This is a genomic window from Streptomyces sp. AC555_RSS877 (assembly GCF_019049245.1).
In the GTDB taxonomy this organism is placed as follows: Bacteria; Actinomycetota; Actinomycetes; order Streptomycetales; family Streptomycetaceae; genus Streptomyces.
Genome location: NZ_JAGMUK010000025.1, coordinates 23149 through 46422 on the forward strand (window position 1 = coordinate 23149; position 23274 = coordinate 46422).

Annotated in this window: 18 protein-coding genes; 11 read left to right on the top strand and 7 right to left on the bottom strand. The window is 72.4% G+C overall.

Going from position 1 to position 23274, the window contains the following annotated elements; genetic code table 11:
- Window position 1: 1 nt before the first annotated feature.
- The 6 genes from KUM49_RS11395 to KUM49_RS11420 all read right to left on the bottom strand — a co-directional run bounded on the left by KUM49_RS11395 (window position 2) and on the right by KUM49_RS11420 (window position 9278).
- A complete protein-coding gene (locus KUM49_RS11395) occupies window positions 2-880 on the bottom strand; it encodes a carbohydrate ABC transporter permease (protein ID WP_217236643.1) in 879 nt (292 codons plus the stop codon).
- Window positions 877-1911, bottom strand: a complete 1035-nt coding sequence (locus tag KUM49_RS11400) for a carbohydrate ABC transporter permease (protein WP_217236644.1) — start codon at window positions 1909-1911, stop codon at window positions 877-879. The genes KUM49_RS11395 and KUM49_RS11400 overlap by 4 nt, the downstream gene beginning before the upstream one ends.
- Before the next feature lie 2 nt (window positions 1912-1913).
- Complete coding sequence (locus KUM49_RS11405; protein ID WP_217236645.1) at window positions 1914-3284, bottom strand: extracellular solute-binding protein; 1371 nt, start codon at window positions 3282-3284, stop codon at window positions 1914-1916.
- 142 nt (window positions 3285-3426) lie between these two features.
- The gene (locus tag KUM49_RS11410) at window positions 3427-4053 is read right to left on the bottom strand and encodes a peptidyl-prolyl cis-trans isomerase (protein WP_217236646.1); all 627 of its coding nucleotides are present in this window, start codon (window positions 4051-4053) and stop codon (window positions 3427-3429) included.
- Window positions 4050-8282, bottom strand: coding sequence for an NEW3 domain-containing protein (locus KUM49_RS11415; protein WP_217236647.1), 4233 nt, complete (start codon window positions 8280-8282; stop codon window positions 4050-4052). Before KUM49_RS11415 ends, KUM49_RS11410 begins: the two co-directional genes overlap by 4 nt.
- Window positions 8283-8387: 105 nt before the next feature.
- Window positions 8388-9278, bottom strand: coding sequence for a MurR/RpiR family transcriptional regulator (locus tag KUM49_RS11420; protein ID WP_217236648.1), 891 nt, complete (start codon window positions 9276-9278; stop codon window positions 8388-8390).
- 123 nt (window positions 9279-9401) lie between these two features.
- Between KUM49_RS11420 and KUM49_RS11425 the strand changes: the two genes are divergently transcribed.
- The 11 genes from KUM49_RS11425 (at window position 9402) to KUM49_RS11475 (ending at window position 21949) form a co-directional block, all read left to right on the top strand.
- Window positions 9402-10166, top strand: coding sequence for a sugar isomerase domain-containing protein (locus tag KUM49_RS11425; RefSeq protein WP_217236649.1), 765 nt, complete (start codon window positions 9402-9404; stop codon window positions 10164-10166).
- Window positions 10167-10531: 365 nt separating this feature from the next.
- The gene (locus KUM49_RS11430; protein WP_217236650.1) at window positions 10532-11788 is read left to right on the top strand and encodes an ATP-grasp domain-containing protein; all 1257 of its coding nucleotides are present in this window, start codon (window positions 10532-10534) and stop codon (window positions 11786-11788) included.
- Entirely contained in the window at window positions 11785-12633 is an 849-nt protein-coding gene (locus KUM49_RS11435) for a Rossmann-like domain-containing protein (protein WP_217236651.1), read from the top strand. The genes KUM49_RS11430 and KUM49_RS11435 overlap by 4 nt, the downstream gene beginning before the upstream one ends.
- Window positions 12630-13718: a PLP-dependent cysteine synthase family protein gene (locus KUM49_RS11440; RefSeq protein ID WP_217236652.1), complete on the top strand. Its 1089-nt coding sequence runs from the start codon at window positions 12630-12632 to the stop codon at window positions 13716-13718. The genes KUM49_RS11435 and KUM49_RS11440 overlap by 4 nt, the downstream gene beginning before the upstream one ends.
- Complete coding sequence (locus KUM49_RS11445; RefSeq protein WP_217236653.1) at window positions 13715-14773, top strand: dipeptide epimerase; 1059 nt, start codon at window positions 13715-13717, stop codon at window positions 14771-14773. Before KUM49_RS11440 ends, KUM49_RS11445 begins: the two co-directional genes overlap by 4 nt.
- Window positions 14757-16022, top strand: a complete 1266-nt coding sequence (locus KUM49_RS11450; protein WP_217236654.1) for an MFS transporter — start codon at window positions 14757-14759, stop codon at window positions 16020-16022. The genes KUM49_RS11445 and KUM49_RS11450 overlap by 17 nt, the downstream gene beginning before the upstream one ends.
- Before the next feature lie 125 nt (window positions 16023-16147).
- The gene (locus KUM49_RS11455) at window positions 16148-16999 is read left to right on the top strand and encodes a class I SAM-dependent methyltransferase (RefSeq protein WP_217236805.1); all 852 of its coding nucleotides are present in this window, start codon (window positions 16148-16150) and stop codon (window positions 16997-16999) included.
- Window positions 17000-17032: 33 nt separating this feature from the next.
- Window positions 17033-18607: an ABC transporter substrate-binding protein gene (locus KUM49_RS11460; RefSeq protein ID WP_217236655.1), complete on the top strand. Its 1575-nt coding sequence runs from the start codon at window positions 17033-17035 to the stop codon at window positions 18605-18607.
- Complete coding sequence (locus KUM49_RS11465) at window positions 18604-19575, top strand: ABC transporter permease (protein WP_217236656.1); 972 nt, start codon at window positions 18604-18606, stop codon at window positions 19573-19575. Before KUM49_RS11460 ends, KUM49_RS11465 begins: the two co-directional genes overlap by 4 nt.
- Window positions 19572-20375 (top strand): ABC transporter permease, encoded by an 804-nt coding sequence (locus KUM49_RS11470; RefSeq protein ID WP_217236657.1) that lies wholly within the window; start codon window positions 19572-19574, stop codon window positions 20373-20375. Before KUM49_RS11465 ends, KUM49_RS11470 begins: the two co-directional genes overlap by 4 nt.
- Window positions 20372-21949 carry an ABC transporter ATP-binding protein gene (locus KUM49_RS11475; protein ID WP_217236658.1) on the top strand — a complete coding sequence of 526 codons (1578 nt, stop codon included), beginning with the start codon at window positions 20372-20374 and terminating at the stop codon, window positions 21947-21949. The genes KUM49_RS11470 and KUM49_RS11475 overlap by 4 nt, the downstream gene beginning before the upstream one ends.
- Here the strand turns inward: KUM49_RS11475 and KUM49_RS11480 are convergent.
- Entirely contained in the window at window positions 21921-23237 is a 1317-nt protein-coding gene (locus KUM49_RS11480; protein WP_217236659.1) for a hypothetical protein, read from the bottom strand. The two genes, KUM49_RS11475 and KUM49_RS11480, sit on opposite strands and share 29 nt — an antisense overlap.
- Window positions 23238-23274: the final 37 nt, after the last annotated feature.

Sequence of the window (23274 nt, forward strand, 5' to 3'; positions counted from 1 at the left end):
GTCAGAGCTTCACGGCCCCCGACGACACGCCCTTGTAGAACCACCGCTGGGTGATGACGAACAGCACCAGCACGGGAATCACCGAGATCACCGAACCGGCCATCACCAGCCGCTGGTCGTAGCCGAACGACGACGACTGGAGGCGGGAGAGCCCCAGCGTCAGGGTGAAGTGGTCCTCCGTGCGCAGCACGATCAGCGGCCACAGGAAGTCGTCCCAGGCGCTGATGAAGGTGTTGATGGTGACGACCAGGATCGCGCCGTACGCCGACGGCAGGTACAGGTACCGGAACCGCTTCCACTCGCCCGCCCCGTCGAGCATCGCCGCGTCCTCGATCTCGCGCGGCACGGCGAGGAAGGCGGCCCGCATGATCAGGACGTTGATCGCGGCGACGAAGCCGGGCAGCCAGACGCCGACCAGGTTGTCGACCAGGCCCAGGTCGCGGATGCTGAGGAACAGCGACACCATGATCGACTCGAAGGGGAACATCATGGACGCCATCAGCACGACCCAGACCAGCTTGCGGCCCTTCCAGCCGGGCTTGGAGAGCATGTAGCCGGCCATGGTGGAGAAGACGAGCTGGCTGGTGATGGAGATGACGGCGACGAAGAAGCTGTTCCTGATGTACGTCCACACCGGTACCTGGTCGAAGACCTGCCGGTAGGCGCGCAGACTCGGGTGGTGCGGGAACAGCGAGGCGCCGGAGCCGAAGACGTCCTCGGTGGGGCCCTTGAGCGATGACAGCAGCTGCCACAGCAGCGGGCCCACGGTGATGAACAGCACGAAGACCAACAGCAGGTAGCGGACGACGAGTTCGCGGGGGCGGCCGTAGTCCCGCCAGCGCGGCACGAGGCGCCGGGGTTTGTCCACGGCCGTGGTCATGACTCGTCCTCCTTGGTCAGGCGCTGGGCGAGCAGCGTGAGGCCCAATGTCAGGGCGAACAGGGCGACGCTGACCGCGGCGCCGTAGCCGGCGTTGCCGGTGAGCGGGTCGAGGCCGACGTCCCGGATGTAGAAGGGGAGCGTGCGGTCGGCGCCGCCGGGGCCGCCGGTGGAGCCGCCGAGCATGTAGATCTCGGTGAAGACCCGGAGCGAGCCGATGCCTGTCAGGGTGCCGACCAGCATCATCGACTGGCGCACGCCCGGCACCGTGATGTGCCAGAAGCGGCGGATCGAGCCCGCGCCGTCCACGGCCGCCGCTTCGTGGAGCTCCTTCGGGACGTTCCCCAGCGCGGCCAGGTAGAAGATCATGTACCAGCCGAGGCCCTTCCAGATCGTCAGGCCCATCGCCGACAGCAGGATCAGCCACGAGTCGGACAGGAACGGGATGGCCTCCCGGATGATGTGGGCCTTCTCCAGCCAGGTGTTGACCAGTCCCTGGTCGCTCAGCAACCACTGCCAGCTCAGGCCGACGACCACGCTGGAGGCGAGGACGGGCGTGTAGAAGGCGGAGCGGAAGAAGCCGATGCCCGGGAGGTTCTTCTCCACGAGGATCGCCAGCAGCAGCGGCAGCAGGATCATCAGGGGGACGACGATCACCGCGTACAGGACGCTGTTGCGGGTCGCCAGCCAGAAGTCCGGGTCGCCGAACATCCGGGTGTAGTTGTCCAGCCCCACGAGGTTGTAGGTGCCGCCGAGCGGCTTGGCGTCGGTGAAGGACACCAGGACCGTGTTGAGGAAGGGGAAGACCCCGAAGACCGTCGTGCCGACGATCGCCGGGGCCATCCACAGCCAGGGCAGCCACCACCGGCGGTAGAGGGCCGCGCCCCCCGCGTCCGCGGTCGGGCCAGGAACCACGGAGCGGAGGGCGCGGCGCAGGCGCCCCGGCGGATGGTGCGAGGAAGTGCCGGGGCTCGGGGCGCCCGCCCCCGGGGAGGCGGGGACGGGCGCCTGGTCGAGAGTGTGCTGAGCCATCGTCAGCTGCCCTGCTCGATCAGCTCGTTGCCCTTGGACTGCGCCTCCTCGAGGGCGTCCTCGGCGCTCTTCTTGCCCTGCATGGCGAGCTGGATCTGGGCCGAGAAGGCGTTCAACTCGCCCGGAGTGAGGGCGACTTCGTCGGCCGTCGCGGTCTTGCGGTCACTGGCGACGATCTTGCGGGCCTCGGCGAAGGGGTCCGTGCCCTCGACCGACTGGAAGAACGGGTCGTCGAGCGAGGCGGTGGTGGACGGGAAGATGACCACGTTCGGGTCCTTCGCCCACTCCAGCTGGTTCTGCGCGTTGGTCAGGAACTGCGCGAAGGCGAGCGCGGTCGGCGCGTTCTTGCTGGTGGCGGCCGTGCCTATGTACTGCGGGGCGCCGACGGTGTGGCCCAGGTCGTCCAGCATGAAGCGGGCGACGCCGGTCTTCTCGTAGACGCTCGGGTTGTTCTGCTGGATGAAGCGCAGGAAGTTGGGGTTCGTGGGGCCGTAGACCAGCTTGCCCTGGCCGAAGACGTTGGCCGGGTCCTGGGTGGAGGAGAGGGAGTCCCTGGGCATCCCACCGGCCTTGTAGAGCTTCGTCATGGCCTCGACCCACTGCGCGGTCTTCGGGTCGTCGGCGAAGGTGAACTTCTTGCCGTCGGCGGAGAAGATCTTGATGCCCATCTGCTGCCAGTCGGCGGGGATGCGCAGTTGCGGGTTGGCGAGGAAGGCGTAGTACTTGCCGTCCGAGGCCTCGGCCACCTTCTGGGCGTCGGCGAACAGGCCGAGGACGGTCGTCGGAGGTTTGGCCGGGTCCAGGCCCGCCTGCTTCATTAGGTCCGTGTTGAAGGTCTGCACGATGCCGCCGGAGTACCAGGGCAGCACGCTGTGCACCTTGGTGCCGGAGGCGTCCGCGTACATGCTCGACTTCCACAGCGCGGGGACGAACGGCTTGCCCGCGTCCGGGGCCTTCTTGTCCAGGTCGAGCAGGTAGCCGTTCCTGGTGAGCGCGATGGCCGTGTTGACGTTGATGTTCACCACGTCCGGCAGGGTGCAGCCCTGCGCGTCCGCGACCAGGCGCTGGGTGAAGGTGGCGTCGCCCGGGTCGTCGATCCACTTGACCTTGGTACCGGGGTGCGCCTTCTCGAAGGCCGCGATGACCCCGTTGAAGTAGCCCCCGAAGTCCTTCTTCAGGTTGGTGGTCTGGAAGGTGATGTCGCCCTTGACGTCGCCGGTGAGCTTTCCCGGCCCCACGTTGCCCTTGTCGACCTTGCAGCCGCCGGCGGTGGCGTCGCCACTGCCGGAACCGCCGGACAGACCGCAGCCGGCGGCGGCCAGCGACAGAACGGCGATACAGGTCAGGGTGCGGGTCAGTCTTCTTGCACGCATGTGATGGGCCCTCCTGCGACCGGGCGAGTCAGGGATGTGCTGACTGGTTCAATCAACCAATTTCGATTCCGAGTGATGAAAATGTGGACCAGAATTCATCGGAGGTCAATGGGTTGCCGTGTTGCGTTTAGGTTTTGGGAGCTCAGTGCCGGTGTTCGTGGTCCGGGTGCGAGGGATCGCCCGGATGCTCGTACCCGTGCGCGTACACCACGCCAGCCCGCGCCCGGTCCAGCCAGTCGAAGAAGGCCCGTCGGCCCGCCGCCCGCCGCAACTCCCGTACGACGCCCTCGCGGACGTCCTCGTACGGCAGGAAGTCCTCGGCGACCGCGCCGCCGAAGGGGTCGGCGCCGCGTCTGAGCGCCTCCGGGGTGAGGTAGCGGTCCCGGTTGCGCTCGTAGTAGTCCCGTGCGGCCGTCTCGGGCACGTCCTGCTCGCGCTCCAGACGGTCGAGCAGGACCCGTGCCGCCGGGGAGTGCGCGAGCGCCGTCGCGACGATGCTGCCGAGGTCGGCCACGTCGGTCTCGGCCACGGCGAGCACCCGCGCGGGCGACACCTCCGCCGGCGGCTTCAGCCCCCGGTCCGCGCAGGCCCGGCGGGCCAGCTCGTCCGTGACCACCACCTGGGTCGCCCAGCGCCTGCGCTGCCGTTCGGCCCGGGCCAGGGCCTCGGGCCGGGTCTCGCCCTCGCGCGCCGGGACGGCCGCCAGCAGGGCGTCCACCCGCCCCTTCGCGACCGCCTCGCCGTCCACCACAGCGGCGTGCCCGGTCATGGAGTCACCTCCAGCTCGACCGCCTCCGTGTAGGCGACGCACCCGTGCCAGCCGGCCTTCGCCATCAGCCAGTACGACCCCGGCGGCACCGCCGAGCCGTCCACCTCGATCACGTAGTCCCGCCGCTCCCCGCCGGCCAGGGTGAACCCCTGGACGCCCGGCCCGACCCCCGGCCAGGTGCCCCAGGACGACACGGCCCACAGCTGCCCGCTCACCGGCCCGAGAGTGGTGTTGCGCAGGCTCACCGGAACCCGGGCCCGCTCGCCCCGGCGTACGGTGACCCGCTCGACTCCCAGCTCCGACACCACACTTGGACCGCCCTGCCCACCCGGCACGTCGAGCGCCACGACGTCCTCGTACGTCTGCCCGCCGTACGAGAGCCGGGCCGCGAGCCAGTGCCTTCCGGGCTCGGCACCGGCCGGCGGCGTCACGGTGAGCTCGGCGAGGGTGAACCCGCCGGGGCCCAGCGCGTACGGCAGTGCGGCGGGCTCGGCGGACCAGCCGGCCGGCACCTCGAAGGCCACCGTGCCGGACACGGGCGTGTCGGTCAGCTCCGAGCCGACCCGGACGGTCGCGGTGACGGGACCGGAGGCGGTGAGCGCGCCGGGCGAGACGTAGACCGCCACGGGCAGGTTGCCGCGCGGGGCCGGACCCGAGTTGTGCAGCCAGTAGCGGGTGTGGACCGGCTGGGCGGGCTCGTGGGCGGCGACACCGGGGCCGGGCTCCGACCGCACGCCCGGTGTCGGCGTGGCCAGGACGGTCGCCACCTCGAAGCCGGTCAGACCGACGTCCAGGCCCCCTTCCCGGTCCGGCGCCAGCCGTTCCCCCGGCCGCTCCAGCACGTCCGCACGGATGCCCTGCGCCCACTTGGTGGGTCCGTGCACGCGCGCCCGCACCGGCCGCCCGTTCACCTCGTGCATCCGTACGACGATCCCGCGCCCCGGGTCGGCGGGCGCCACACTGCCCCGGGCGAGCGGGGAGCCGAGGGGCTTGAGGGCGTCGAGCAGCACCTCGCGGGCGGGTTCCAGGGTGAACAGGCAGACGCTCCCGGGCAGTTGCCCGGTTCCCTCCCCGCCCCGCAGCCGGGCGGTGAGCGGATGGTTGAACTCGTGTCCTCGCGCGGGCAGTCGCTGCTCCCGCCAGTCGCCCTCGCCCACCACGACGGCGTACTCGAAGGTGTGCGACCAGCGCTGGAGCTGGAAGGCGGACCCGTCGGGAGCCGTGCGGCGCGGCGGGTCGACCCAGATTCCCGAGGGCCAGCCCGTGCAGGAGCGCATCAGGGACATGTAGAGATCGCCGGAGGCGGTGACCACGCAGCCGGGCGTGCCCCGGTTGAGGACGGCGAAGCCGCGCCCGTCCCAGGCGTCGCCCGGCGGCAGCGCCTCGCCGCCGCCCGCCGCGGTCGCCGTGACGGTGAAGTCGTCCAGGTCTGCGATCAGCGCGTCGACCGCCTGGGCGTCGCCCTCGGGCCCGGCCCCCGCCACCACGAGCAGCGGCAGCCGCTCCAGATCGCGCAGGTCGGCCCCGGGCACCCACTCCTCCCGCAGGCCGGCGCGCGGCGCCACCCACACGGCGGCCACGCCCCGCTCGGCCAGCTGCCGTCTCAGTTCGCGTCCGGCGGCCGGGTCCCAGCCCAGCGCCTCGGCGACCACGGAGTTGCGCTCGGGGCCGCCGACGGCGACGCGGATGTCGGGAAGGTTGGAGTCGACCTCCAGGTCGCCGTAGCGGGGACCGCCGGCGATGGTCGAGGTGGCGGTGACCCCGGCGCGGACGAGGGCCGCCGCGAGGGGCGTGCCCAGCTCGCCGGCCGCGTCCCAGTCGGCGTAGACCAGCTCGGCGACTCCGATGGAACGGTGCCCGAGGAGCGTCCCGGAGTCGTCCCGCACCGCGACCCGGGCGGTGGACCCCAGCCCGAACCAGGTGTGGGCGGGGTTGTCCAGCGTCCACGGGAACCGCTCGCTGTCCACCTCCACGAACCCGAACCCGCGCCCGATGACGGCGTCCGCCACCTCGTGCACCGGCAGCCCGCCCCGCACGTCGGAGGGCCAGCGCACGCGGATCAGCCGGTCGGCGCCGTCGTAGCCGTCGACGGTCGTCGCGACGTCGAGCCGGTCGACGCCCGTCCACAGGGTCAGCCGCTGCGTGTACCGGAACAGGCCGAGGTCGGCGCGGACGGTGATGCGCGACCCGGCGGGGGAGTGCTCGACATCGATGTCGGCCATCACGTCCCGGCTGCGGGCCGCGGTGGTCCCGGTGGGCGTGAGGTGCCACGGCCCCTCGCCGAAACGCGGGTGCCTCGGGTACTCCTCCTGTACGACGAGTTCGTTGCCGATGTCTCCGGGGCGCAGCAGCTCCCGGCCGCCCTCTTCCGTGAGCGCCCGCAGGCCGCTGACGCCGCCGCCGCGCGCGGGGTCGACGGTCACCTCGTAGAACTCGTTGCGGATGCTCAGGCCCTCGCCGCGGGTCCACTCGGGTACCGAGCCCGCGGCGAGGGGGAGCGCCTTGAGGCCCATGCCCGGCACCTCCGGTACGACGACCCGGAGCCGGCCGTCCTCCTCGCGTACGGCGGGCAGGGGCCGGAAGTCGTCGCCCAGGGGCACGAGCCCCGGATCGTCGACGGCCAGCACGTCCCGCCGCTGCCAGGTCGCGGAGTTGAAGACGACCAGGTCGTCTCCGCTGCCCGGCGTGACCAGGTCGGCCAGGGCCTGGGTCGCGTCGGCGTGCACGGTCTCGGCGAGGTCGTACAGCTCCCGCCAGCCGGTGAGCAGGTCGATGTAGACCTGGTCGGACTCCGAGCCGGTGATGGCGTCGTGATGGGCGCCGTAGACCAACTGCCGCCAGGCCTTGTCGAGGGCCATTTCCGGATAGGGGTGCCCGGCGACCAGGGAGGCGAGCGTCGCCCAGGCCTCGGCGTCGGAGAGAAGGGTCTCGCCGTACCGCTGGGCCTGCTTGGTGTCGATGTAGGAGACGTCCTTGCCGGTGTAGACCGGGTTCATGTCCCGGGTCTGCGGCGAGGCCCTGCGCCCCTCCGACTCCAGTTGCGCGCGCACGGCGGCGAAGAAGTCCCGCGGGATCGCGCTGACGAACCGCGGCCACACGTACCGGGCGTTCCAGTCCCGGTGGATGCCCATCACCCAGCGGCACGGCGGCGCGTAGTCCCCGCCGACCGGGAGCAGCACATTGCGGGTCAGGGCGACCTTCTTGAGCCTTTTGAACAGCTTGAGTGCTGCCGCCTCCGCCTCGGGCAGGGCCGGCGCGTTGTCGATCGCCCAGCCGGCGGCGTAGTGGTTGACCATGTACGCGGTCAGCAGTCCGCGTCCCGAGGGGGCGATCCACTCGAACTCGGCCGGGAACTGCATCCGTCCGGGATCGCGGGGTTCCTCGCCGAACACCGACAGCGTCGGCCCCCACTGGTGGAACGGTCCGCGCGCCCAGGAACTGGACGTCACCCCCGCGTCCGCCATCAGCCCCGGGAACTGCGGATCGTGCCCGAACGCGTCCAGCTGCCAGGCGGTCTCCGGGGACGCCCCGATGATCGCGCGCTGGAAACCGTCGCCGTACAGGGCGTTGCGTACGGTCGCCTCGGCGCCGGTGAGATTGGTGTTCGGCTCGTTGTAGGTGCCGCCCATGACCTCGACGCGGCCGGTGCGGATCAGCTCGCGCAGGAAGGCGCGCTCCTCCGGGAAGGAGTCCCAGTACGGCTTGAGGTAGTCCACCTCCGCGAGGACGAAGGTGTACGCCGGATCGCGCCGTGCCAGATCGCAGTGGGCCCGCACCAGGCTCATCCCGGACTGGCCGCGCGAGTCGAAGGTGCGGGCGGGCAGGCCGGTGAGCGCCGGGTCGTCGGCGACGTCCCAGGTCTCGGTGTAGGCGGCCTGGGTGTTCCACCAGACGGGGTCGTAGTGGAAGTGGCTGACCATGAACATCGTCCAGCCGGGCTCGGCGGCGGTGAACTCGCCGGTGTGGCGGGCGAGTCGGTCGCCGTCGGCGGCCGTGACCGTGATCTCGCGACGCTCGCCGACGGCCAGATCGCTGTGCACGGGTATCTCGGCGCGCCCGGTGCCGTCCTCGCCCGTCTCCACGAGGGCTTCGCCGGTGATCTGCGGGCCCTCGACGGTGAGACGGACGGTCCGGCCGGGAGTGTGGCTCAGCTCGACGGCCACCACCTGGCGCGGCTGCTCGGTGGTTCCGGTGAAGAGCTCGGTCGACTCGACAGACGTCACGCGCATGGGGCTCCTACGAGGATGCTCGGGGGAGCCCCATCGTGGCACCGAGGAGATGATTCAAACAACCATCCTTACGTTTCCTCGGTGGTTCATCCATGCATGATCGGGTCAGCGTGCCCGGCGGCTCTTCACCGCGTGCTGGGGGGTGATGTGGTCGGTGAGCGCCAGCGAGGCGCTGGCGCGCTGGTAGGAGAGCTGGGCGACCCGGACGTAGAGGCAGTCGATGAGGACGAGCACGGAGTGCCGGCCGCCGATGCTGCCGGTGCGGCCGGGGAAGATGGTCTCCGAGGAGGACGAGATGAGCCGGATGTCGGCGGCCTTGGCCAGCGGCGAGCGCGGGTCCGTGGTGAGGGCGACGGTGGTGGCGCCGCGTTCCTTGGCCATCTCGAGCGGTTCCAGGGTCTCCCGGGTCGCCCCGGAGTAGGAGATGCCGATGGCCACGTCCGCCGGGGTGAGCAGGGCCGCGGAGGTGGCTGCCCCGTGCACCTCGGTCCAGCCGCGGACCGAGCAGCCGATACGGAACAGCCGCGTCTCCGTCTCCAGTGCCACCGCGCCGCTGCCGCCCACTCCGTAGACGTCGATGCGCCGGGCGCGGGCCAGGGCCTGGGCCGCGCGCTCGATCGCGTCGAGGTCGATCCGGTCGATGGTCTGCTGGATGGCCCGCAGGTCCGCGGTGCCGACGACCTGCACGACGCGTTCGAGGTCGTCCTCGGGGGAGATTTCCGGCCCGATCTCGGCGCTGCCCCAGTCGGAGACCTCGCCGCGGCCGCGCTCCTGCGCCAGCTCGATCAGCAGGTGCTGGTAGGAGTCGAGGCCGATGGCCCGGCAGAACCGGGTCACCGTCGCCTGGGAGGTGCCGGTGCGGCGGCCCAGTTCGGCGGCCGAGCAGTGCGTGACGGCGGCCGGATCCTCCAGGATCAGCTCGCCGACCTTCCGCAGGGAGCCGGCCAGCCGCGGCAGCTCGGTACGGATGAGAGTGGTGACGTCCGTCGGGGGCATGCAAAGAATGTATCAGCCACCGTTCAGGGGTCCGATTGAATACCAGGACCCTCTTATGATTTATTGATTCATCGCTGAAGATTCAGAGGGTGGTTCAAGCCATCGATGAGTGGGGAGTGTCGCGTGTCCGTCGAGAACGTCAGCGCCGAGGGGTTCGCGCGCGAGAGCCTGGCCGTCCTCCGGCACATCGCCGAGTCCGCCCGGGGGGACGTGGCCCGCGCCGCCGAACTGATCGCGCACTGCGTCCGCACCGACGGCGTCCTCCAGGCCTTCGGCACCGGCCACTCCCAGGCGATGGTCCTCGAAGTCGCCGGCCGTGCGGGGGGCCTGGTGCCCACCAACCGCCTGAGCATCGCCGACCTGGTCCTGTACGGCGGCGACGACCCGAGCGTCCTCGACGACCCGCTCCTGGAACGCCGGGCAGGCGTGGCCGCGCGCCTCTACGCTCTCGCCGCCCCGCACCGCGAGGACCTCTTCGTCATCATCTCCAACTCCGGCGTCAACAACGTCATCGTCGAGATGGCCCTGCACGCCAAACAACAGGGCCACAAGATCCTGGCCGTGACCTCCCTCGGCCACACCCGCGCCGTCCCCGCCGGCCACCCCAGCGGCAAGAAGCTCGCCGACCTCGCCGACGTCGTCCTCGACAACGCGGCCCCGCGCGGCGACGCCCTCCTCGAACTCCCCGGCGGTGGCGCGGTGTGCGCCCTGTCCACCCTCACCGGCGTGATGCTGGTGCAGATGGCGGTCGCGGAAGCCTCCGCCCAGTTGCTCGCCGCCGGTGAGCGGCCGCCGGTGTACGTCTCCGCCAACGTGCCCGGCGGCTTCGAGGGCAACCGGGAGCTGGAGAAGCGGTACGCCGGACGGATCCGGCGCACCGCGAGCTGAACCACGGCTCCACGGGCTGCACCGCCCTGCCGTTTCCGGTCGGGCCCACATCGAAGGCGGGTCTGCCGACTCGCCGCTTGCGTCCGTCATGTTCGCGGCCCGGAGCCGACCGGCACGGGCCGCGCCCGCCCGCAAAGCGGCGGTGTTCAGGGGCCGGACCGTGCCGTCCGCGCAGTCGGGGATCCACAGCGTGCCGCCGTCGGGCACCCCTCTCATTCGGCCCGGCCGACAAGCGAAGTCGCTAACGGACTAGTAAATGAAAATGATTATCGATAGCTTGTCGTTGCGCAAAGCCCGGCCCCCTCCCGGTGAGGGGCCTGCCGGGCTGCCCTGACGTCTGAACTCACGGCACGAAAAGGGGAGTTGTGGCTCATCTGCTGCTGGTCGAGAGCTGGGTCGGATCAATGAGCAGGCTGCTGCCACGGGCGATCCGGGAGAACGGGCACGACTTCACGTTCCTCACCCGCGACCTGCACCACTACCTGCGCTCGGCCCCGGAGGGCGTGGCTCACCCGCTGCTCGGTGCCCGCAACGTGATCACCGCCGACACCAACGACGTCGAAACCCTGCTGCCCGAGGTCGAGCGGCTGCACGCGGTGCTGGAATTCGACGGCGTGCTCACGTCCTGCGACTACTACCTGCCGACGGCGGCCCGCATCGCCGGCCGGCTCGGCCTGCCGGGGCCGGGGCCCGACGCGGTGGCCGACGCCTGCCGCAAGGACGCCACCCGCCGCGTCCTGGCCGACGCCGGTGTGCCCGGACCGCGCTTCGCCGTGCACGAGGAGTGGGCCGACCTGGCGCGGGCCGCGCGCGAGATCGGCTACCCGCTGGTCGTCAAGCCCGTCGACCTGTGCGCGGGCATGTACGTCCGCCGCGTGGACGACGAGTCCGAACTCGCCGAGGCCGTACGGGCGTTGGCAGACTTCCCGGTCAACGCCCGCGGCCAGCGTCGCACGCCGGCCGTCCTGGTCGAGGAGCTGCTCGACGGCCCCGAGGTGAGCGTCGAGACCGTGTCCCACGCGGGCGCGGTCCATGTCGTCGGCATAACCGACAAGAGCATCGGCGGAGCGCCCGCCTTCATCGAGACCGGCCACATGTTCCCCGCCGCCCTGACGTCCGCCGACACCGAAGCCGCGGAGCAGACCGCCCTCGCCGCCCTCAAGGCGCTCGGTCTGGTCGACGGCGTGGTGGCGCACACCGAGATCAAGCTGACCTCGGCCGGCCCGCGCGTCGTCGAGGTCAACCCGCGCCCCGCCGGCAACCGCATCACCGAACTCGTCCGTCATGTCACGGGCATCGACCTCGCCGCCGCCTTCGTGGACGTGGCCCTTGGCCGCGCACCGGACCTGCGGCGCACGGACACCGGCCTGCGCAGCGCCGCCATCGGCTTCCTCGTACCGGACCGGGCGGGCACCCTCGAAGCGCTCGACGGCAGCGAACTCCAGGAAGCCGATGGCGTGTTGGAGGCCCAGTTCGCCGAGCCCGGCAGGGAGGTGAAGGCGGCCGGCAGCAACAACGAGTACCTCGGACACGTCATGGCCGGCGACTCCGACGGCCTCGGCGCCCGCGACCGCGTCGCATCCCTGCTGGCCGGGATACGGGCCGGGCTGGTGATCCGATGACCACCGTCAGTGTGCCGCCCGGGCAGTCGTCCGACGCGTCCGACGCGTACGACGAGCTCGTGGCCCGCGTCCGCGCGGGCGCTCTCGGCCCCGACCCGGCCACACAGCGGATCGCCGTCGCCTTCACCACCCGGCAGGCCGTACGGCACGACGGGCGCGGCACCGGCTACCGCAACGAGGTCCTCAGTCTGCGGCTCGCCGAGGCCGTCGGCTCCTGCGCGGTCGAGCCAGGGAGCCTGCCCGACGGGGCGCTCGACGACTGCGTCGGCGCGGACGTGGCCCGGCTCCTGGAGCATCCGCTGCTGCCGGTGCGGGTGGCCGCCCTCGACGCCTACCTGATGCACGTCACCCCGCACACCCCGGCCCACGGGGCGCTCGCCGCCCCGCTGCCCGCCGGGTCGTCCCTGGAGAAGTCCCGGGTCCGCGCGAAGGCCGTCGTCGAGCTGCTCGACCTGTTGGCCGGGTCCACCGTCCTCGTCGTCGGGGTGGTCAACTCCCTGCTGGAAGCGCTGCGTTCACGCGGTCTGCGCTACCTCCCGTGCGACCTCAAGGGCGGCGTGACGGAGTGGGGCGAGCCGGTCCTCACCGACGCGCTCGCCGCGGCCGGCCGCTGCGACGCCCTCCTCGTCTCCGGCATGACCCTCGGCAACGGCACCTTCGAACCCCTGCGACGGCACGCGCTCGCGCACGACAAACGGCTGGTGATGTTCGCGCAGACCGGCAGCGCCGTCCTGCCCCGCTTCCTCGGGCACGGGGTGAGCGCGGTGTGCGCGGAGCCGTACCCCTTCTTCTGGCTCGACGGCGGACCCGGAGCCGTGCACTGTTACGCGGGAGGCGAGCGATGACCGCCACCGTCCTACGCCCCACCGCCCGCCCGGAACTGCTCGCCCTGCTCGGCCGGACGCCGGTCGTGCACGTCACCACCGACCTGCCCGGCGCCCACCCCGGCTTCTGGGCCAAGCTCGAAGGCCTCGCGGCCGGCGGGATGAAGGCGCGGGCCGCCGTGTCCATGCTGCTCGGGGCCCGCGAGCGCGGTGAACTGCGCCCCGGCGCACCGGTGGTCGAGTCCACCTCCGGGACGCTCGGCATCGGCCTCGCCTTCGCGGGCCAGGCCCTCGGGCACCCGATCGTGCTGGTCGGCGACCGTGAACTGGAACTGTCGATGCGGCAGTTGCTGCGCTCCTACGGCGTCCGCCTGGAACTCGTCGAGCATCCGGCCGTGCAGGGCGGCTGGCAGGCCGCCCGCCTCGCAAGGCTGCGCGAACTGCTCGCCGAACTCCCCGGCGCCTACTGGCCCGACCAGTACAACAACCCCGACAACACCGCCGGATACGCCTCCCTCGCCGCCGAACTCACCGCCCAGATCGACCACCTGGACATCCTCGTGTGCAGCGTCGGCACCGGCGGGCACAGCGCGGGCGTCATCGGCCCGCTGCGCCGCCACTGGCCCGCCCTGCGCCTCATCGGCGTCGACGCCACCGGCTCCACCATCTTCGGCCAGCCCGCCCGCCCCCGCCTGATGCGCGGCCTCGGCAGCAGCATCCACCCCCGCAACGTCGCCTACGACGCCTTCGACGAAATCCACTGGGTCGGCCCCGCCGAAGCCGTGGACAGCTGCCGCCGGCTGGCCCGCGGCAGCTTCGTCAGCGGCGGCTGGAGCACGGGGGCCGCCGCCCGCGTCGCCGCCTGGGCGGCCCGCGTCCACCCCGGCGCGGTCGTCGCCACCGTCTTCCCCGACGGCCCGCACCGCTACCTCGGCACCGTCTTCGACGACGACTTCACCACCACCCACGGCCTCGACCCCGCCACCGCCGCCACCCGGCCCGTGGAGATACCGCACCCCTACGCGGCCGAGGCGGCCGGATGGGCGCGGTGCACGCGGGTCACCGATCCGCTCGGCAGCCTCCAGCCTCTGAAAGGCACCCCGTGAAAGCCCGCCTGCGCGTCGAACGCCTCGAACTCGCCGAGCCGTTGCGCATCTCCCGCTCCACGATGTCCGCACGCGAGGCGGTGTGGCTGAGCGTCGGGCACGACGGGCTGCACGGCCACGGGGAGGCCGTCAGCAGCGTGTACTACGGCCTCGACGCCGACACGCTCGTACGGCTCCTGACGGCCGTCGACCTGAGCCGCTTCGCCGAGCCGGAGAGCGCCCTGGAGGCGCTGCGGGCAGGGGAGCTGGCCTCGCCCCGCGCCGTGCCGCCCGCGGTCACCGCCGCCGTGGAGTCCGCGCTCCTCGACCTGGCCGGAAAGCGCGCCGGCACCCCCGTGCACCGCCTGCTGGGTGCCGCCGCGCCGCCCGTGGCCGCCACCGCCCGCACCATCGGCATCACCTCGCCCATGCACGCGGCCGCCCAGGCCCGCCGCCTGGCCGCGAGCGGCTTCCAGCTGATCAAGGTCAAGGCGGGCACACCCGACCCCGAGGACGACGTGGAGCGCGTCCGCGTCATCCGTGACGCGGCGCCCGGCGTCCGGCTGCTCCTGGACCCCAACGGGGCCTGGACCAGGGCGCAGGCGACGGCCCTGCTGCCCCGGTTCGCCGGCCTCGGCGTCGAAGCCGTCGAGCAGCCCCTCGCCCCCGGCGACCCCGAGGCGCTGGCCGCCCTCGCCGAACGCTCACCCCTGCCCGTCATCGCCGACGAGGACGCGGTGGACCTCGAGGACGCGCGCCGCCTCGCCGGACGGGTGCACGGCGTCAACGTCAAGCTCGCCAAGTGCGGCGGCGTGCACGCGGCCCTGCGCATCGCCGAGCTGATCGAAGGCAGTGGCACCGAACTGATGCTGGGATGCCTCACTGCGAGCACCCTCGGCCTCGCCCCCGCCGTCCACCTCGCCGACCGCGCCCGCTGGGCCGACCTCGACGGACACCTGCTGCTCGCCCACGACCCGTGGTCGGGGATCGGCGGCGCCGACGGTGTCGTACGCACCAGTGGCCTGCCCGGGCTGGGCGTCGAGGAGGTGAGGGTGGCGCATGAAGACGTGGCGTGAGATGCGCGGCTTCCCGCTCGCCGTCCAACTGCTCCTGGTCAACCAGCTCGGCGTCAACACCGGCTTCTACCTCCTCATCCCCTACCTCGCCACCCACCTCACCGACAACCTGGGCATGTCCGCGGCCGTCGTCGGGGTCGTCCTCGGCGTGCGCAACCTCAGCCAGCAGGGCCTGTTCATCATCGGCGGCTCCGCGGCCGACCGGCTGGGCGCGCGGGGCGTCATCATCGCCGGATGCGCGCTGCGGACGGTCGGGTTCGCACTGTTCGCGCTCGGCGACGGGCTGCCGGTGCTGCTCGGCGCGTCCGTGCTCAGCGGACTCGCCGGGGCGCTGTTCAACCCGGCGGTACGGGCGTATATCTCCCAGGAGGCCGGGGAGCGCAAGGCGGAGGCGTTCGCGCTGTTCAACGTGTTCGCCACCGTCGGCGCGCTGATCGGCCCGCTCCTGGGCAGCGCGCTGCTCCTCGTCGACTTCCGTACGTCCGCGCTGACCGCCGCCGGTATCTTCGCCGTCCTCACGGTGGCGCAGGCGCTCGTGCTGCCCGCACGGAAGGTCGAGCCGAGCAACGGCGGGGTCCTCTCGGACTGGCGTGAAGTCCTCGGCAACCGCGCCTTCCTGGCGTTCGCCTTCGCCATGGTCGGCATGTTCACCCTGGAGAACCAGCTCTACCTGCTGCTGCCCGAGGGCGCCCGCCAGGCCACCGGCTGGGACGGCGCGGCCGGCCTCGTCTTCCTCGTCGGCACCCTCGCCAACCTCGCCCTCCAGCTGCGGATCACCCGGACGCTCAAGTCCCGCGGCCACAAGCCGCGTTGGATCGCCCTGGGGCTCGCGGTGATGGGCCTGGCGTTCCTGCCACCGGCGTGGGTGGCGGGCTCGACATCCGACGGCCGGCTCGAGGCCGTCCCCGTCCTTCTCGGCACCCTCCTGCTCTACGTCGGCATCATGATCGCCTCACCGTTCGTCATGGAGCTGATCCCGGGCTTCGGCCGCCCGGAACTCACCGGCACGTACTTCGGCATCTTCTACGTCGTCTCCGGCATCGCCGCCGCCCTCGGCAACACGGTCGTCGGCTGGGCCATGGACACCGGCAAGGCCAACGACACCGAGTGGCTGCCGTGGATCTGCTGCGCCCTGTTCGGCCTGACCTCGGCGGCCGGAGTGGCATGGCTGCACCGGGGCGGGTCGCTGCCGGCAAGCCGGGTCCCCACGACGACGGCTGCTCCTGCGGGAGAGAGGAGCAAGGCGTGACCGGCACGGGGGGTGGAGGGACGAGTTCGGGTGTGACCGCCGCGGAGACCGAGGAGGCGAGTGCCGACACTGCCGCCGCTCGGGACGGGGGAGCAGGCTCCGGGGCCGGACATGCGAGGCCCGGCATGGCTGCCGTCCGGGCCGAGCGGGCAGGGCTCGGCGTGGCTGCCGCTCGTGCCGAAGGGACCGGCCGCAACCTTCTCACCGACAACCCCGCCCTGTACGAGGCTCGTTTCCCCGACCCCGGCCGGCTGGCGGGGCGCTGGGCCGAGGACTGCCTCGACCGTCACGGTGCCGGGGGGCGTGTGCTCGACATGGGCTGCGGAGTCGGCCGTGACGCCGCTCGTCTGCATGAGGCCGGCCGCAGCGTGACGGGTGCCGACGTGTCCGAGGCGATGCTCGAGTACGCCCGCGTCCACCATCCGGGGCCCCGCTACGTCCGGGCCGACCTGCACGGCTTCGACTTCGGTGCGTCCGTGTCCGACGCGGTCGTCTGCCTGGACAGCTCACTGCTGTACTGCCACACCAACGCCCAGCTGGACGGGTTCCTCGCGTCCTGCCGCCGGGCGCTTGCGCCGGGTGGGCTGATCGTCGCGGAGATGCGCAACGGGGCCTATTTCCTCGGGCGTACCGACCTGCTCGACACCCCGACCGTCAGCGGCTTCGAGTGGCAGGGCGTCAGCTACCGCTCCACCACGCACGTGTTCGTGGACCGCACCGCGCAACTGCTGCGCCGCAAGCGGGTCTGGACGTCCGATGACGCCGCAGCGCCCGTCGAACAGCACTCCGCCTGGCGGCTGGTGTTCCCACTGGAGCTACGGCACTTCCTCGGCACGCACGGCTTCGAGGTCCTCGAACTCCACGACGGCCCCGGACCCCGCACCGAACCCGCCTGGCGTGAGGGCCGATTGCCCGGCGCGACGACCGACGGGGACCGCCTGCACCTCGTGGCACGCCGTCTGAACACCACCCACTGACACACCCGACATTCCAACGGACAAGGGACACTCATGCACGACGAACGCTTTTCCGGGCTGCGCCGCCGCGGCTTCCTCGCCGCCACCACCGGGGCCGCCGCCCTCACCCTCGTGGGCTGCGGGGGCGGCACGGAGAACACGGCGGACAAGGGAAGCAGCACACCCAGACGCGGCGGACGGCTGCGCGCCGCCTTCGCCGGGGGCGGTGCCAGCGAGACCCTCGACCCGCACCTGGCCAACCTGTTCGCGGACGTGGCCCGCGCCAAGGCCCTCTACGACAAGCTCGCCGACTACGGCCCCGACCTGTCCGCCCAGCCCCGACTCGCCGCCTCCTGGGAGTCCAACAAGACGCTCGACCGCTGGCAGGTCACCCTGCGCAAGGCCACCTTCCACGACGGAAAGCCGGTCACCGCGAAGGACGTCCTCCACAGCTACCGCCGGATCGCCGACCCCAAGCAGACCTTCCGGGCCAAGGCGTCCCTGGAGCCCATCGACCTCGACGCGAGCCGCGCCACCGGCGACAACGGCATCGAGTTCGTGCTGAAGCGGCCGACGGCCGAATTCCCCAACATCCTGGCCGCGTTCGGCGCGTACATCATCCCCGAGAACGCCGGTGAGGCATCCGACTTCGACACGAAGCCCGTCGGCTCCGGGCCCTTCCGCTTCGTCTCCTTCGCGCCCGGCCGCTCCGCCGTCTTCCGCCGCAACGACGACTACTGGGAGGGCGCCCCGCACCTGGACGAGCTCGAGTTCGTCGTCGCCAACGAGGAGTCCGCCCGCGTGAGCGCCCTCCTCGGCGGCCAGGTCGAGTACGCCCACGAACTGAACCCCACCACCGCCCGCGCCCACGAGGGCAAGGGCCAGATCGAGATCGTCCGGCTGCGGGGCAGCGCCATGCAGGCGTTCTGCATGAAGACCGACCGCGCCCCCTTCGACGACAAGCGGGTCCGGGAGGCGTTCTTCCTCATCGCCGACCGCAAGGAACTCGTCGACGGCGCCCTGTCCGGCGCGGGCGTGGTCGGCAACGACCTGTTCGGCAAGGGCTACGAGTACTACGCCGACAGCCTCCCGCAGCGCGAACAGGACCTCGACAAGGCCCGCGCCCTGCTCAAGCAGGCCGGCGCCGAAAACCTCAAGGTCACCCTGGACACCTCCGCCGTCGCCGCCGGATTCACCGAGGCCGCCAGCATCTTCCGCGACCAGGCGGCCAAGGCCGGCGTCACCGTCGACGTGAAGATGGGCAGCAAGGACTCCTACTGGAGTGACATCCTCGACAACGGCACCCTGTGCTGCTACCGCTCCGGCGCCATGCCCATCGAGGCCCACATCTCCCAGCGCCTGCTCACCGACTCCACCACCAACGCCACCAAATGGCACCACAAGGACTTCGACGCGCTGTACCAGCAGGCCCAGTCGACCCGCGACAAGACCGAACGGGCCGCCGTCTACGAGCGGATGCAGCGCCGCCTGTACACCGAGGGCGGCTTCCTCATCTGGGGCTTCGCCGACTGGATCCTCGGAACGGCCCGCACCGTGAAGGGAGTCGAGGCGAAGGCGCCCGCCAACACACTCGACTGGGCCCGCTTCGACAAGGTCTGGCTGGCGTGAGCAAGAGCCCGCGGACGAGCGGTCTGCGCTCCTTCGTCGCCCGGCGGCTGCTCCTCGGCGTCGCGCAGACCGTGGCCGTCGTGCTGCTGGTCTTCGCGCTCACCGAGGCGCTGCCGGGCGACGCCGCGGTGGCCCTCGCGGGCGACCAGCCCGACCCGGCGCGCATCGCCGCGATCCGCGAGGCGATGGACCTGGACCGGCCGGCGTACGAGCGGCTGGCCGACTGGGCGGCAGGGCTGCTGCACGGCGACTTCGGCACCTCCCTGGCCTCCGGCCGCCCGGTGGCCCAGTACATCGCCGACGGGTTCGGTCCGAGCGTGCTGCTGGCCGCGCTCACCCTCACCCTGCTCGTCCCGCTCGGCTTCGGGCTCGGCGTGCTCGCCGCCCGGCACGAGGGGCGGCTCGTCGACCGGCTGGTCAGCGGCGTGACGCTCGCCGTGTACGCGGTCCCCGAGTTCGCCCTCGGGGTCCTGCTGGTGACTGTCTTCGCGCTGAAACTGGCCTGGTTGCCGCCGACCGCCGTGGGCTACGGCACCGACCTCCTCGCCCACCCGGCCGCACTGGTCCTGCCCGTCCTCGTCCTCCTCTCCCGCCCGGTGTGCTCCCTGTCGCGCCTGGTGCGGGCGGGCATGGTCGACGCCCTCGCCTCCCCGTACGCGGCCCACGCCCGCCGCTACGGCGTCCCCGGTGCCCGCGTCCGCTACGCCCACGCCCTGCCGAACGCCCTCGCCCCGGCGGCCCAGCAACTCGCCCGCACCATCGACTGGCTGCTGTGCGGTGTCATCGTCGTGGAGGCGCTGTTCGTGATCCCCGGTCTCGGCACGGTCCTCCTCAACGCCGTCGCCGAGCGGGACGTACCCGTGGTGCAGGGGCTGGCGGTGGTGTTCGGGGTGCTGACCGTGGCCCTCAACCTCGGTGCGGACGTGGTGGCCCACCGGCTGACGCCGAGGGCGGGGGTGGCGGCATGACCCGGCGCCGCTTCGCCCTCGGCCTCGCCGTCGTCGCGGTCCCTCTCGGCCTCGCTCTCCTCGGCCCCCTGCTCACCGGCGCCCCCGGCCCCCGTTCCCCGTCCTTCACCCTGGGCGGCGGACACTGGCTGGGCACCGACTTCGTCGGCCGGGACGTCTGGCAGCAGGTCCTGCACGGCGGCCGTACGGTCGTCCTCACCGCCCTGGCCGCGACCGCCCTCGCCTACCTCGTCGCGCTGCCCGTCGGTCTGGTCAGCGCGCTCACCCACGTACGGCGGCTGGAGGAGCTGCTGATGCGACCGCTGGACGTGCTGCTCGCCGTCCCGTCGCTGCTGCTGATCCTGCTCGTGGCGTCCGTGTTCACGCCGGGCGCGGCCGGGATCGCGCTGCTCGTCGCGCTGGTGAACGTGCCCGACGCGGCCCGGATCGTACGGGCGGCCGCGGGCGAGGCCGCCGCCCGGCCCGCGGTGGAGGCGCTGCGCATGCAGGGCGAGACGTGGTGGCGCATCGCCGTCGGTTACGTCGGCCGCTCGGCCCTGCGCACCCTCGCCGCCGACGCCGGTATCCGCCTGACCGGCGTGCTCTACCTGGTCTCCACGGCCGCGTTCCTCGGCGTGGGCGTCGCTCCGGACGCCGCCGACTGGGCGGTCATGGTCGACCGCAACCGCACCGGCCTGTTCGTCCAGCCCTGGGCCGTGGTGGTGCCCGCGCTGCTGATCGTGGCGCTGACGACGGGCACGAACCTGCTCTTCGACGCGGCACTCGAAAAGACCCCGGTGAAGAAGGGACGACGTCCGTGAACCACGAGACGGACCCCGTCGTGGAGCTCCGCGACCTGCGTGTCGAGATCGACGGCCGCGCGATCGTCGACGGAGTGAACCTGCGGGTGCCGCCCGGGAAGGTGACGGCCATCGTCGGCGCCTCCGGCAGCGGCAAGACCACGACCGGGCTCGCCCTGCTGGGGGAGTACCCGCCCGGCGCCCGGGTCACGGGAGAGATCCGCCGAGCCGGCACCGGCGACCTGGTCGGATACGTGCCCCAGCACCCCGCGGCCGTCCTCAACCCCGCCCGCCGCATCAGCGCCCTGCTCCAGGACATCGCCCGCCCCCAGGTCCGCCACCTGCCCCGCGCCGAACGCCGTACGGCGGCCCGCGCGCTGGTCCTGCGCGCCCTGTCCGACGCCCAACTCGCCGATCCGGCCGCCATGCTGCGCCGCCACCCCCACCAGCTCTCCGGCGGCCAGCAGCAGCGTGTCGTCCTCGCCCAGGCCCTGCTGCTCGGCGCCCGCGTCGTCGTCGCCGACGAACCGACCACCGGCCAGGACGCGTTGACCAAGAGCCGTATCGTCGAGCAGCTGGCGGCGGTCGCGGCGCGCGGCATCGCGGTCGTCCTGCTCAGCCACGACCTGGACGTCGTCCGGGCGCTCGCGGACGAGGTACTGGTGATGCGCGCGGGCCGGGTCGTGGAGTCGGGGCCGGCGGAGCGGCTGTGGCGGGCTCCCCGGCACGAGTGGACCCGTCGTCTGCTCGACGTGCAGCGGCCGTCCCCGCAGGAAGGGACGAACGTCGACGACGGCCAAGCTGTACTGCGGGTACGGGACTTGACGGCCGCACACGGCCGCACCACCGTCCTGCGCGTCCCGCAGCTCGCCCTGCGCGCCCGCGAGTGCCTGGCCGTCGTCGGCAGATCGGGCAGCGGCAAGACCACCCTCGCCCGCTGTCTGGCGGGGCTGCACCGCGATCACGACGGCGAGCTCCTGCTCGACGGCGGCGCCCTGCCGCGCAGCCTGCGCCACCGCGACCGTGCACAACTCGCCGCCGTGCAGTACGTCTTCCAGGACGCCCGAGCGGCCTTCGACGAACACCGCGCGATCCTCGGCCAGGTGGCCCGCACCGCGATCCGGCTGCGCGGCGCGGACGACCGTACGGCCACTGAGGAGGCGTCGGCCACCCTGGGCCGTCTCGGCCTCTCCACCGAGCTCGCCCACCGGCTTCCCGGCGAACTCTCCGGCGGCGAACTCCAGCGCGCCGCCCTCGCCCGCGCCCTGCTCGCCCGCCCCCGGATCCTGATCTGCGACGAGATCACCTCCGGCCTCGACACCGTCACCCGGCGCGCCCTCCTCGACCTCCTCGCCGGCCTGGTGGGCGACCACGACGACCTGTCCCTCGTCCTCGTCACCCACGACCTGGACACCGCGCGCCTGGCCCACCGCATCGCCGTACTGGACGCGGGCGAACTCGTCGAACAGGGGCCGACGGAACAGATACTGACGCGCCCTCAACACCCTTTCACCATCTCCCTCATGGAGACGACGGCGCATCTGGTGTCGGGAGACGGCTCGACCGTCACCAACCGGTCAGCAGCAGGTGGTTGATCAGCAGCGCCAGCACCGCCTGTGCCGCCAGCCATCCCCGCACTCCTGTCAGCCACGCACACGCAGGCAGCAACCACACCGCGAACGGCAGCCAGATGCGTTCCGTCTCCGCCTTGCTCATGCCGGACAGGTCCGCGACGAGCAGCGCGGTGAGCGCGGCCAGCACGAGCACACCCAGGCGGGTGTCCGGCCGCCGGCGCCGGTGGGCGAGCGTGACGCCGGTGCGCCGCAGCCCCGCCACCGTCGCCGGTCCCACGATCAGCGCCGTGCACGCCAGGTTCGCCCACACCCAGTAGCCGTACGGCCGGATGCCGCCCGAGCCTTGGTGGTAGCGGCGGACCAGCAGCCGGTACGCCTCCCACCAGTCGAATCCGGCGGCGGTGAACCCGACCGGGACGACCAGGAACCCGGCCATCAGGAACGGGAGCGGGCGGATGCGGTGCGGGCCCAGGAGGAGGGCGGCGCCGGCGATCAGGACGAAGAGCGTCAGGCCGTACGACAGGTAGAGGGTCAGGCCGAACAGGAGGCCCGAGGCCACCCCGGTCCACCCCGGCCGGCGTCCCGTCACCGCCAGGGCGAGGAACGCGACCGCCCAGGCCGCGACCGCCGCGAAGTAGCCGTCGGCGGACGTGCCGACCCACACGGCGGCCGGGGCCAGGACGAGGAAGGGCGCGGCGCGGCGGGCGAGCGACTCGTCCGCGAGGGTCCGTACGGTGACCAGGACCGCGACCGCCGCCGTCGTGCCGACGGTGATGCACCAGGTGCCCGCCCAGCCCCCGCCGCCCAGCCCGAGGCGGTCCAGGAGGACGAAGGTGAGGGTGGCCCCCGGGGGATGGCCGGCGACGTGGGCGGGCCAGTTGTCGGGCGAGTCGATCAGGATGTGGTGGTGGAAGTCCGCGAGGGCCGCCGGGATGTCGGGGAAGCGGTCGACGGCCCGGAGGTACTCGTTCCTGGTCGTCAGCTGCTCGGCGACGCCCCGGTGCCAGCCGTCGACGAGCGCGAGGGACCAGGTCCAGGCCATGCCGACGGCCCACACGGTCGGCAGCAGCGCGCGCCACGGCAGCCGGGCGGCGAGGACGGGGCCGTACGCCACGACCGCCACCCCGATCGCCAGTGCGGCCGGCGTGCCGGGGCCGACATGCGGATCCCAGGTCGCCAGCAGGGGTGGCCAGCCGACGCGGAGCGTGCCGTCCCGTGCCTGGACGGCGGTGCCGACCAGGACGGCCGTCGCCACGAGCAGCGCTGCGGCCAGGGCCGCGTACAGGTCACGTCTCAGATCGCGGTTCACGCGCAAACGCTAGGTCGCGAGGACTCGTCCGGACGGC